The organism is Clostridium bowmanii (assembly GCF_018861315.1).
GTDB lineage: Bacteria > Bacillota > Clostridia > Clostridiales > Clostridiaceae > Clostridium_AD > Clostridium_AD bowmanii.
The window spans coordinates 47,916-60,694 of sequence record NZ_JAHLDL010000005.1 but is presented as its reverse complement, the minus strand read 5'-3'; the positions used below and the strand labels follow the sequence as shown (position 1 = coordinate 60,694).

General features: G+C 34.1%; 8 protein-coding genes. 5 read left to right on the top strand and 3 right to left on the bottom strand.

All coding sequences use genetic code 11. From position 1 onward, the window contains the following. Positions 1-29: 29 nt before the first annotated feature. Both ygfK and ssnA read right to left on the bottom strand, forming a co-directional pair. Positions 30-3,032, bottom strand: coding sequence for a putative selenate reductase subunit YgfK (gene ygfK, locus KPL51_RS04755; RefSeq protein WP_216158020.1), 3,003 nt, complete (start codon positions 3,030-3,032; stop codon positions 30-32). Between the two features lie 19 nt (positions 3,033-3,051). Next, positions 3,052-4,383 (bottom strand): putative aminohydrolase SsnA, encoded by a 1,332-nt coding sequence (ssnA, locus tag KPL51_RS04750; protein WP_216158018.1) that lies wholly within the window; start codon positions 4,381-4,383, stop codon positions 3,052-3,054. Between the two features lie 318 nt (positions 4,384-4,701). On the opposite strand from ssnA, the gene dpaL reads away from it, so the two are divergent. From dpaL to KPL51_RS04725, 5 genes are all read left to right on the top strand, one after another. Then, positions 4,702-5,913: a diaminopropionate ammonia-lyase gene (gene dpaL / locus KPL51_RS04745; RefSeq protein ID WP_216158016.1), complete on the top strand. Its 1,212-nt coding sequence runs from the start codon at positions 4,702-4,704 to the stop codon at positions 5,911-5,913. A 49-nt stretch (positions 5,914-5,962) separates the two neighbouring features. Beyond that, positions 5,963-7,273, top strand: a complete 1,311-nt coding sequence (locus KPL51_RS04740) for a YgeY family selenium metabolism-linked hydrolase (protein ID WP_216158014.1) — start codon at positions 5,963-5,965, stop codon at positions 7,271-7,273. A gap of 236 nt (positions 7,274-7,509) precedes the next feature. After that, a complete protein-coding gene (gene ygeW / locus KPL51_RS04735) occupies positions 7,510-8,703 on the top strand; it encodes a knotted carbamoyltransferase YgeW (RefSeq protein WP_216158012.1) in 1,194 nt (397 codons plus the stop codon). A gap of 96 nt (positions 8,704-8,799) precedes the next feature. Continuing rightward, positions 8,800-9,729, top strand: a complete 930-nt coding sequence (arcC, locus tag KPL51_RS04730) for a carbamate kinase (RefSeq protein ID WP_216158010.1) — start codon at positions 8,800-8,802, stop codon at positions 9,727-9,729. A 50-nt stretch (positions 9,730-9,779) separates the two neighbouring features. Continuing rightward, positions 9,780-11,132, top strand: coding sequence for a uracil-xanthine permease family protein (locus KPL51_RS04725; RefSeq protein ID WP_216158008.1), 1,353 nt, complete (start codon positions 9,780-9,782; stop codon positions 11,130-11,132). Positions 11,133-11,233: 101 nt separating this feature from the next. On the opposite strand, the gene KPL51_RS04720 is transcribed toward KPL51_RS04725, so the two are convergent. Further along, a complete protein-coding gene (locus tag KPL51_RS04720; protein WP_216158007.1) occupies positions 11,234-12,595 on the bottom strand; it encodes an NCS2 family permease in 1,362 nt (453 codons plus the stop codon). Positions 12,596-12,779: the final 184 nt, after the last annotated feature.

Sequence of the window (12,779 nt, the reverse complement as noted above, 5' to 3'; positions counted from 1 at the left end):
TTTTGTGATGATTTTTATTACACCAACTTTTAAATCATATAACTATAATCTGTTATTACAGCCCAAATCATATTTTCAATTTCTATAGGTATTCCTGTATCATCGGAAGTTAAATTAACTTCTAAAACCTTATCTTGTAGTCTAACTCTTACAATCTTTTTATCGCTATCTATTAATACAAATCCCTGGTTTTCGCTATTTTCAAAGTCTGCTTCCTTAGCAAATAGTGTGAATTTTTCTTTATATGGAGCACTATCATAAGGACAGAACATCTCACAGTTTCCACACTCATTACACATTTTATCAACATGAATTATTTGATGCATGCTATTTCCCTTTACTTTTATAGCAATATTGGCACGATTAGGACATACATCAACGCAGGCTTCGCATACTGTTGAACATTGAAGACATCTTTCACATTCTGCTTTGCCACTTACGGACATTTTTAGTATACCCTTTTTAGCTGTTATTGCTTTAATATTCGTGTTTGCCTCAATTAGTTTCATTGAAAAATCATGGTTCTTTTCTTGTTTAACTATAGCTCTTGCAACTTTTGTAGCATCGGCTATTCCCTCAACTACTGTAGCAGGTCCGTGCAATCCATCTCCTGCCACGTATACCCCTTTAATATTTGTTTCTAATGTTACCACATCTACAATAGCTTGCTCTTTTTCATTTATACTAATATTATTTTCCTTGAATATTACAGCATCTACCTTTTCACCAACTGCTGATATAACAATATCTGCTGGTATATCTATCATCTTGCCACTTGCAACTGGTCTTCTTCTACCACTTTCATCTGGTCGTCCTAGTTCCATAATCTCACAACTAAGAACACCTTTTGTAATCTTAACTGGTGCTAGCAATTCCTTAAATTCTACTCCATCTTGGAGCGCTAACTGCAATTCTTCCATATCTGCAGGCATGTATTTTTTAGTTCTACGATAAACTAAATATACAGTTTCTACTCCCTCTGCTCTTTTGGCTGCTCTAGCTGCATCCATAGCAGTGTTACCACCGCCTACTACAACCACATTTCTTCCAAGGTTTAATGTACTATCTTTACTTCTTAATCTCTCTAAGAATTGTAGTACATTAATTACATTTTCACCTTCGATGTTTAACTTACCTGGTTTCCACGCACCAATGGCAAATAAGACATATTTATATCCTTGTTTTTTCAAATTCTCTACAGAATTCTGCTCTGAATTTAATTCAACCTTAATTCCTAGGCTACAAACCAGGTCAATGTCTTTTTGAACAGTGTCATGTGGCAGTCTAAATTCTGGAACAATATGATTCACTATTCCTCCTAAAGCATTCCTTTTCTCGAAGATAGTCACATCCATTCCTTCTCTTGCAAGGAAATATGCTGCTGCAAGACCTGTAGTTCCTCCACCGACTATGGCTACTCGTCCACCACTCTTTTCTGTTTTTACAAGTTCCTTTAATAAATCCTCATATGCATTTTCTGCTGCTTGTAATTTTATATTTCTTATATTAACTGATTCATCGCAGAAATTCCTAATGCATTTGCCCATACATGCATGGCTACATATTGTTCCCGTAATAAATGGTAGTGGGTTTTTTTCTACTATAACCCTTAGTGCTTCAAGATGTTTCCCTTGATCTACAAGATTTATGTATTCTGGAATATCTTGAGATATAGGACATCCCACTTCACATGCTGAAATAAAACAATCCGCTAGCGGTACTTTTTTATTTATTTTTCCAGTATAATTTGGTTTTATAGGTTTTATATGATGAATATCCTTTACTGATTTATCTTTTAGCTCATTTAATTTTTCATTATCCATAACATATTTATTTGCATATTCTAACTTGCTTAATTTTTCAGCAATTTGAACACATCTATGATAGCCACCAACCTTTAACAATGTTGTTGCTATAGTTATAGGCCATATTCCAGCTTCAAATATATGATCTATATTAAAAAAGTCTGCACCACCTGAATAAGATATTTTTAATTTTCCATCAAATTCATTTGAAAGCATAGATGCTAGAGCTATAGAAAGAGGATATAGAGATTTTCCTGACATATACATCTCATCACCTGGTAATTCTGCATTTTTAATGAGCGCTGGAACTGTATTAGTTAGTTTAACTCCAAAGGACAATCCCTTTTGGCTTGCTAAATCTTGCAGTTTTCTAAACATAACAATAGCATCATTAAATTGTAAGTCTTCATTGAAGTGATGCTGATCAAATGAAACGTAATCATATCCCATACTATCTAAGGTTTTACGTACAAATTCATACCCTAATAATGTAGGATTACATTTTACATAGGTGTTTAATCCTTTCTCATTTATTAAATATGTTGCAATATGTTCAATTTCTTTTGCAGGACATCCGTGTAATGTGGATAAAGTTATTGATCTACATACTCTAGGTGATATGTTTTTAACAAATTCACTATCTATATTTTTAAATTTATTTATATTGTCTAATACGTATGAGGTGCATTCCCTCCATATTCTACTTTTAGATGCATCTTTAAGACCCATAATAAATTCATCTATTTTAGGTGAAGAAATCCCTTTAAAATCGTATCCTACACTCATATTAAAAATAAATCCATCTGGGCTTCCTAGCTCTAACTCTTTTGATAATATTTTTAGTGCAAGCCAAGCTTTAACATATTCATCATAGGCCTGCGTTACTCTAAGTTCTGTGGACCATTCCACGTTGTAGCACTCATCTTCTGCACTTATACAAGGCTTTGACACAGGTAAATCTTCTCCATCAAGAGTTTGTACTGTTTTTAACTCAAAAAATCTACATCCTGAAACATATGCTGCAATTATATTTTGTGCTAACTGTGTATGTGGACCAGCTGCAGGTCCAAAAGGAGTTTCAATTTTTTCTCCAAATATTTCAAGCACCTTATCATCATTCTTTTTAAAAAACTTGTTTACTCCAAATATTTTTCCCTGCTCTTTATTTTCATAAGTTATCCATTCCATTAATTCTTTAAATGGAATAGGTGTCATTCTATCACCCATGGTAAAACCCCCTATTATTTTATTTATTTATTCTACTCCATAATTCATTTGACACTTCTCTTGATTTTGCCATGATTTTTTCAGAATCAGCAACAATTATTTTACGGTCCTTCATAAGAACTTTACCATTTATCATAGTGGTTGTTACGCATCTTCCATTAATACCAAATAGAATATGAGAATTAGCATTATTTGCGTTTAATGGAGTTAATGGATCGTATTCTGCTACTATAATATCTGCATAAGCACCTTTTTTTATAACTCCCAATGGTTTTTCAAAAAATCTACCTGCAATCTTTGCATTGTTATCAAAAATCATTTGTGGTACTTCGCCCCATGCAACTGTTGGGTCACAGTTCTGGTGCTTGTGCAAAATGTTTGCAACCTTCATGGACTCAAACATGTCACTGGTATATCCATCAGTTCCAAGACCTACAGTCAATCCTTTTTTTATAAGTTCTAGAACAGGTGTACAGCCTACAGCATTGCCCATATTAGATTCGGGATTATGAACTACCATTGTATCCCTTTCCTTTAATAAGTCCATCTCAGAAGGATTTATATGTATACAGTGAACTGCAATAGTCTTACTACCTAAAATATCAAAGTCGAATAAATGGTTAACTAATCTTTTATTATATTTTTTAAGAGAATCGTATACATCATCTATACCTTCAGCTGTATGAATATGGTATCCAGCATCATATGGCATATTTTCAGCACAATACTCAAGAGTTTTATTACTTAATGTAAAGGATGCATGAAGTCCCATCATTCCCTTCTGCATATCAGAACGATCATTTTTTGCCGACTTCATAAAGTCAACGTTTTCACTTACAGCTTGTTTCATTTTTTCCTGTCCATCTCTATCGGAAACTTCATAACATAGAGATGTACGAATACCTAGCTCTTTAGCTACATCTGCTATTTGAAATAAACTTCCGCAAGTACTACCGTAACTTGCATGGTGATCAAAGACAGTTGTAACACCGTTTCTTATACAATCTAAATAGGTTGCATATGCACTATATTTTGTATCTTCCAGTGTTAATAATCTATCTATTCTCCACCACATTCCCTCAAGAATGTCTTTAAAACCTTTAGGGTTATAACCATTAATAGAAAGCCCCCTAGCAAAGGCACTATATATGTGATGATGAGTATTAATTAATCCTGGCATAATTAAACCATTTTTAGCATCTACAAACTCAGCTCCCTGGTACTTTTTCTTCATTTGCTCCGTGCTTCCTAAATCTACAATAATATTAGCATCAATGCAAACACACCCATCTTCAATAAATGTATTCTTATCATCTCTTGTAAATAACGTACCATTACCTATTAGTATCATACTGTCCCTCCTATAATATATTTAATGTAATACAAAATTAATTAATTGTTCTAATTATTTTCATTATTCTAAATTTATTTTACCATTGTTTTTAAACATTTTCAATTTATTTCTAAAATTTTTGTAAGTTTAAAAAATATTTGTATTTTCCCATTGATTTTTAAAAAGCATACTGATATACTTAATTTATAAAATATTTGCAAAATTTAAATAATTCATGGATTTTTGATAATTTTGGATAAACTTATTGCAAGTATTAAAAGGATCTAATCTACTATTACATAAATATATCGAAATAAAATTTTTGGAGGTTTTGTTATGAACAAAATAAAGTGGTTACGGAATGAACTTCCTAAAACCTGTGATAAAAATCTTAATATAATGTCTCATGAAAACGTTGCTAAAGCAGCTTCTTTTCATAAAAGTTTCCCGGAGTATACTGAAACGCCTTTAGCCAAACTAGATAATATGGCTAAATTCCTTGGACTTAAAAAACTTTATGTAAAAGATGAATCTTTTAGATTTGGATTAAATGCTTTTAAAGTCTTAGGTGGCTCTTATGCTATAGGTCGTTACATAGCAAAACAATTAGATAAGGATATATCGCAGCTTCCTTATGATGTTATTACATCAAAAGAACTTCTTAATGAATTCGGTCAGACAACTTTCTTTACTGCGACTGATGGAAATCACGGAAGAGGTCTTGCATGGGCAGCTAATAAGTTAAACCAAAAATGTGTTGTTTTTATGCCTAAAGGTTCATCTGAAATTAGACTTAAAAACATTCAAAAGGAAAATGCTACAGCTACAATAGAAGAAGTAAATTACGATGAATGTGTCCGTATTGCAATGGCAGAATCAGCAAAAGTTCCGAGTTCTGTAGTTATTCAAGATACAGCTTGGGAAGGTTATGAAGAAATACCTTCTTGGATTATGCAAGGTTATGGAACAATGGCAATGGAGGCTAATAATCAATTACATAAAGATAATTGTGATGCACCCACTCATATTTTCATACAGGCAGGTGTAGGTTCTCTTGCTGGTGCAGTTCAAGGATATTTTGCAAATGTTTATCCTGATAACCCCCCAATAGTTACTGTAGTAGAGCCAAATAAAGCTGATTGCATATTCCGCTCTGCTGCTGCTAAAGATGGAGATATAAGAATCGTTACTGATGATATGCAAACAATCATGGCAGGACTTGCTTGCGGCGAACCAAATACAATTGCATGGGATATTTTGAAAAATAACAGTTCCTTCTTTGTATCTTGTCCTGATAATATTTCTGCTAATGGTATGAGAATACTTGCTGTACCACTTAAGGGAGACCCTAGAGTTATTTCTGGTGAATCTGGAGCTGTAACAATGGGTATTTTGTTTAACATTATGCAAAATGAAGATTTAAAAGATTTAAAACAAGCTTTAAAGCTTGATGAAAACTCAAAGGTTCTAATATTCTCAACAGAGGGCAATACTGACCCAGAATTTTTCCGTGAAATCGTTTGGAATGGTGATTATTCATCATTATAATAAATATGCTTCAACATAAAATTCCCAAATTTAAGGAGGAATAAAAAAAATGGATTTTAATGCTATTAAACAAAAATCAGAGGCTTATGAAGTTCAGATGACAAAATTTTTACGTGACTTAATTGCTATCCCTGGCGAAAGCTGTGGAGAAGAAGGTGTTGTTAAAAGAATAGAGCAAGAAATGAACTCTCTTGGTTTTGACAAAGTAGAAATTGATGCGCAAGGTAATATTTTAGGTTACGTGGGAACAGGTAAAACCCTTATAGCTTTTGATGCTCATATTGACACTGTTGGTCTTGGAGAGCTCAGTAACTGGACTTTTGATCCTTATATAGGTTATGAAACTGAAGAGGAAATTGGTGGACGTGGTACGTCTGACCAACTTGGTGGTATCGTATCCGCTGTATACGGCGCTAAGATAATGAAAGATCTTAACATGTTAAGCAAAGACTACACAGCTCTCGTGGTTGGATCAGTACAAGAAGAGGACTGCGACGGAAACTGCTGGCTGCACATCATAGAACAGGACAAAATCAAACCTGAATTTGTTGTAAGCACAGAACCAACTGATAGCGGTATCTACAGAGGACATAGAGGACGTATGGAAATACGTGTTGATGTTAAAGGTGTTTCATGCCACGGTTCAGCTCCAGAAAGAGGAGACAACGCAATCTACAAAATGGCTGAAATATTAATGGATGTCAAAAACCTTAACACAAATGATGCTGCTGATTCTACAGAAATCAAAGGTCTCGTAAAAATGTTAGATAAAAAGTTCAACCCTAATTTTGAAGAAGCTAATTTCCTCGGACGTGGCACTATAGCTGCATCAGAAATATTCTTTACTTCACCAAGCCGTTGCGCTGTAGCTGACTCTTGCGCGATTTCACTCGACCGTCGTATGACATCTGGAGAAACATGGGAAAGCTGTTTAGAAGAAATTCGTCAACTTCCAGCTGCTAAAAAATACAATGCAGAGGTTACTATGTATAACTATGACAAAAAAAGTTGGACTGGCCTTTCATACCCTCAGGAATGCTACTTCCCTACATGGGTTATACCTGAAGATCATGCTGTTGTTAAGGCAATGGAAGAATCATACAAAGGGATGTTTGGATTAGCAAGAAGCGGTTCTGCCAGCACTGATGAAGTGAGAAAAGCTCGCCCACTTACTGATAAATGGACATTCTCAACAAACGGTGTTGCTATAATGGGTCGTCATGAAATACCATGCATAGGTTTCGGCCCGGGTGCAGAATCTCAGGCACATGCTCCAAATGAAAGAACTTGGAAAGAAGACCTAGTTAAATGTGCTGCTGTATATGCTGCTCTTCCAACAATATATTGCAAAAACAAATAAAGTCATATGTTGCTATAAATGCTATCTCTCTTCACTAAGTAATTCTAATCGGATTTTATTAAAATATCCTAAAAATCATAAACTCGCTATGCTCAAACATATGATTTTCTAACGACTATTTCAACAAAATCCGTTAAGAATTGCTAAGTTTGTTCAAATAGCATTTTACAAAACATATAACTTTTTAACGTACTAAAAGATGTAAAAAATAATTAAATATAAAGGGGAGTTTATAAATGGCTTTAATGGATAAATACGTTAGCAAATTGAACACACTAGATTTCAAAAATATGTACAATAATGATTTTCTTCTTACTTGGGAAAAATCAAAAAACGAATTAGAAGCAGTATTCACTGTTGCAGAAGCTCTTAAAGAATTAAGAGTAAATAACATGTCCTCAAAGATTTTTGATAGTGGTCTTGGAATTTCACTATTCCGTGATAATTCAACTCGTACAAGATTTAGCTTTGCTTCCGCTTGTAACCTCCTTGGACTTGAAGTTCAAGATCTTGATGAAGGAAAATCTCAGGTTGCTCATGGTGAAACAGTAAGAGAAACTGCTAACATGATTTCATTCATGGCAGATGTTATAGGTATTCGTGATGATATGTATATTGGAAAAGGTAATGCTTATATGCGTGAAGTATCTGCTGCTGTAAAAGAAGGTAACGACGAAGGAGTACTCGAACAGCGCCCAACACTTGTTAATTTACAGTGTGATATAGATCATCCTACTCAATGCATGGCCGATTGTCTTCATATTATCAATGAACTTGGCGGCATTGAAAATTTGAAAGGTAAAAAAGTTGCTATGTCTTGGGCATACTCACCATCTTATGGTAAGCCACTTTCAGTTCCTCAAGGAGTAATAGGTCTTTTAACCCGTTTTGGTATGGACGTTGTTCTTGCCCATCCTGAAGGTTACGAAGTTATGAGTGATGTAGAAGAAATTGCAATAAAAAATGCTGCAGAGTCTGGTGGTTCATTTACAAAAACAAATTCTATGGAAGAAGCATTCAAAGATGCTGACATAGTTTATCCCAAAAGCTGGGCCCCTTTTGTTGCTATGGAAAAAAGAACAGATTTGTATGGAAAAGGTGATACTGCTGGTATAAACCTACTTGAAAAAGAGCTTTTGGCACAAAATGCTGAGCATAAAGATTGGGAATGTACTGAAGAACTTATGAAAACAACAAAAAATGGAAAAGCACTTTATCTTCATTGCTTGCCTGCTGATATTTCTGGGGTTAATTGTGAAGTTGGAGAAGTTGCTGCCACTGTATTTGATAGATATAGAAAACCACTTTATGCAGAAGCCAGTTACAAACCATATACAATAGCATCTATGATTTTCTTAAGTAAAGTTAAAAATCCACAAGAAGTTTTATCTATGCTTGAAAAGAAGAATGAACAACGTGAAATAAAATAATATTCTAATTTGTTTTTATAGTAAAAGGCTATGCTGAATTATAAATTCTACATAGCCTTTTAATTTTAAAATTGAATTCACAAGGGGGATAATATCATGAAGAAAAAAGTAGTAATCGCATTGGGTGGCAATGCTCTTGGAAGTAATTTAAAGGAACAAATGGCAGCTGTAAAATCTACTGCAAAAGCTATAGTTGATCTTATAGAAGAGGGAAATGAAGTTGTTATATCTCATGGAAATGGGCCTCAAGTTGGCATGATTAATATTGCAATGAGTGAACTCCATAAAAACAATCCTAAATATTCACTATGCCCCATGTCTGTATGTGTTGCAATGAGCCAAGCTTATATTGGTTACGATTTACAAAATGCACTTAGAGAAGAACTACTTACCCGTAATATAGACAAAAATGTTTCAACAATAATAACGCAAGTTGAAGTAGACCCTACGGATAAAGCCTTTGAAAATCCAACTAAACCTATTGGCAGTTTCATGACAAGAGAAGAAGCTGACCTTGCTATAAAAAACGGCAAAAAAGTTGTTGAAGATGCTGGTCGTGGATATAGAGAAGTGGTTGCATCACCAAAGCCAGTAGGCATTATAGAAATTGAAACAATAAAATCATTGGTAGATATAGGCCAAGTTGTTATCGCATGTGGCGGTGGTGGTATTCCTGTTATAAAAAAGGGTAATCATCTAAAAGGCGTAAGCGCAGTTATCGATAAGGATTTTGCTAGTTGTACTCTTGCAAAAGAACTTAATGCAGATTGTCTTATTATTTTAACAGCTGTAGAAAAAGTTGCTATAAACTTTGGTAAACCAAATGAAAAATGGCTCCATAATATTACAGTGAATGAAATTAGTAGATATGCAAAAGAAGGTCACTTTGCTCCTGGTTCAATGCTTCCTAAGGTAGAGGCTGCAATCGATTTCGCTTCTTCAAAAGAAGGCAGATATTCACTAATTACTCTACTTGAAAAAGCTAAAGATGGTATAGCAGGTACTACAGGTACTATTATAAAATAAATAAAATAAGGATAGTGTTTACACTATCCTAAATCATTGGAGGTAATTTTATGAGTTCTAATCAAAAGTCTTTACTATTTCAATATGATGGTAGACCTTCACTCAAAGAAATTATACCATTAGGCATGCAACACGTTGTTGCTATGATTGTGGGTTGTGTTACACCCGCGCTCATAGTTGCCGGAGTTGCAAATCTCACTGCTGCTGACAAGATTTTGCTTGTACAATCCTCACTTTTTTTTGCCGGCATAGCCACTTTAATTCAGATCTTTCCACTTGGTAAACGTATTGGTTCTAGGCTGCCTGTAATTATGGGTGTAAGTTTTGCATACGTTCCAACATTAACGGCTATTACTGGTGAATTTAATATTGCTACAGTTTTCGGTGCCCAAATAATAGGTGGTTTAGTTGCCATAATTTTTGGAATATTTTTAAAAAAACTTATAAAATTCTTTCCACCGCTTGTTACTGGTACAGTTATATTTTCCATAGGATTATCACTGTATTCAGTCGCTATTAAATATATAGCTGGTGGAGTTGGTTCTGCAACTTTCGGTTCTCCTAGAAACTGGGTTGTTGCATTAATAACACTTGCCGTTGTAATGTTCTTAAATTTTTTCACTAAGGGTAATCTCAAGCTGGCCTCTATTTTAATAGGTATGGTGGTAGGATATGTTATTTCTATATTTCTTGGGATGGTATCCTTTACTGCAGTTACTTCAGCAGGTCTCTTTCAGGTTCCCAGGCCTCTACACTTTGGTATTAGCTTTAATACTACGGCTATAATATCTATGGCTATAATGTACATTGTAAATTCTGTTCAAGCTATAGGTGATTTATCAGCTACAACAGAAGGGGGTATGGATAGATTACCTACACATAAAGAGCTTTCTGGTGGTATTATCGGAAACGGATTTTCAAGTATAATCGGTGCTCTATTCGGTTGTATGCCAACTGCAACTTATAGCCAAAATGTTGGTATAGTAATAACAAATAAAGTTATCAATAAATGGGTATTTGCTTTTGCTTCTTTCGTTGTAATTTTAGCTGGCCTTATTCCTAAATTTGCTTCACTACTTACAACTATTCCTCAATGTGTTCTTGGTGGTGCAACAATCTCTGTTTTTGCTACAATAACAATGACTGGAGTTAAGATGATTGCTTCAAATAATCTTTCAATGAGAAATTCAGCGGTTGTAGGAATCGCAATTGCCTTAGGTATAGGTATTGTTGAAGTCCCTAATGCATTTGCTTTATTCCCAATATGGTTTATATCTATATTTGGAAAATCATCTATTGTTGTTACAACATTAGTTGCCATAGCATTAAACCTAATCTTACCTAAAGATAAAACTGAAGAAGCTATTATTCACAATGCTGAAGATCAAAAAAAAGCAATGTAATAAATGAATTAAATAGCCTTTATAAAATAAAGAACAATTCGCACTATATAATAATGCGAATTGTTCTTTTACTTATAATTACTTATTTTATAATATTCCTATTATTTCATCCCAGTTACAACTAACTTAGCAATAAACAGTACTGCTAAAATATAAATTACAACTGAAACCTTTTTCCTTTTACTAGGATCTTTAGTGAATATATTGTTTATAAGATTTAACACAGCATATGAAAGGATTCCCATAGTTAAACCATCGCCTATACTATAAGTAAGTGGCATTAGTGCGATTGTTAAGAAAGCAGGTACACCCTCTGTATAATCACTGAAATCTATTTTAACTATATTTTCAATCATAAAGAACCCTACAATTATAAGAGCAGGTGCAGTTGCGCAGGTTGGTATTGCAATGAATATAGGTGAAAAGAACATTGCCAGTAAGAATAATATACCTGTTACAACAGAAGCAAGTCCAGTTCTAGCACCTTCTGCAAATCCAGCTGAACTTTCTACAAAAGTAGTTACAGTTGAAGTTCCAAGAACAGCTCCTACAGTAGTACCAACGGCATCTACAAGTAGCGCACGTCCACAATTTTTTACGTTACCATCTTTATCAACCATTCCAACCTTTGAAGCAACTCCTACTAGTGTTCCTACAGTATCGAAAAAATCAACAAATAAAAATGTTAACATTATTGTTAGAAATTCTAATATTCTACTTGAATCTTTTAAGTATGAAAAATCTAGTTTACCTGCAATTGGTGCTATTGATTCAAATTTAAATATACCTTTTGGTGTACTTATTCCAGCAGCTACTGCAGCTGTTGGTGATATTATTGCGAATAGCCAAGCAAGCATAGTACTGGCAGCTATTCCCCATAATATAGCTCCTTTAATATTTTTCTTTGATAACACTACAATTATAATTACCCCTACTACAGTTATTAATACCGTAGGCTTTGTAAAATTACCTAGGGCTACCTTTGTTGCTGGATTAGTAACTACAATACCTGCATCTACAAAACCAATAAATGCAATAAAAAGTCCAATACCTGCTGTAACCGCTAATTTTAAAGTTGTTGGTATAGCGTTAACTACCGCTTCTCTAACACTAGTTAAGGATAATATGATAAAAATAACACCTTCTACAAACACAGCTGCTAGTGCTACTTGCCATGGAACTTTCATTCCTATTACTACCGTATAAGCAAAGAATGCATTGAGTCCCATTCCAGGTGCTAGCGCAAAAGGAAGATTAGCATATAATCCCATAAAAATTGTAGTAAGTCCCGCCATTAGGCAAGTTACTGTTACTATTGCAGGAGCTGGCATTCCTACGGCAGGATCTCCCAATATGTTGGCATTAACTGCAATTATGTATGCCATGGTTAAAAATGTGGTCACTCCTCCAATAATCTCTTTTCTCACGTCACTTCCATTTTCTTCAATCTTAAAATATTCCATTTTGTTCCCCCCATGTTTTATATTTATTAAGCCCTACGAATTATGCGCAAGACGAAATTTCAAATATAGTTTATCCACTTTTCAAAATAGCATTTTTAATACATATGTTTGATTTACATTGGCATATTTTATGGGCTATTCTTTTAAAAAATTTTTAAATTGCGCCTTCCTGAATATCTGATAT

Excerpts from the sequence above, each read along its gene's own strand:
- KPL51_RS04740 (WP_216158014.1), top strand. The coding sequence starts at position 5,963 with ATGGATTTTAATGCTATTAAACAAAAATCAGAGGCTTATGAAGTTCAG.
- KPL51_RS04720 (WP_216158007.1), bottom strand. The coding sequence starts at position 12,595 with ATGGAATATTTTAAGATTGAAGAAAATGGAAGTGACGTGAGAAAAGAG.
- ygeW (WP_216158012.1), top strand. The coding sequence starts at position 7,510 with ATGGCTTTAATGGATAAATACGTTAGCAAATTGAACACACTAGATTTC.
- dpaL (WP_216158016.1), top strand. The coding sequence starts at position 4,702 with ATGAACAAAATAAAGTGGTTACGGAATGAACTTCCTAAAACCTGTGAT.
- KPL51_RS04725 (WP_216158008.1), top strand. The coding sequence starts at position 9,780 with ATGAGTTCTAATCAAAAGTCTTTACTATTTCAATATGATGGTAGACCT.
- ygfK (WP_216158020.1), bottom strand. The coding sequence starts at position 3,032 with ATGGGTGATAGAATGACACCTATTCCATTTAAAGAATTAATGGAATGG.
- ssnA (WP_216158018.1), bottom strand. The coding sequence starts at position 4,383 with ATGATACTAATAGGTAATGGTACGTTATTTACAAGAGATGATAAGAAT.
- arcC (WP_216158010.1), top strand. The coding sequence starts at position 8,800 with ATGAAGAAAAAAGTAGTAATCGCATTGGGTGGCAATGCTCTTGGAAGT.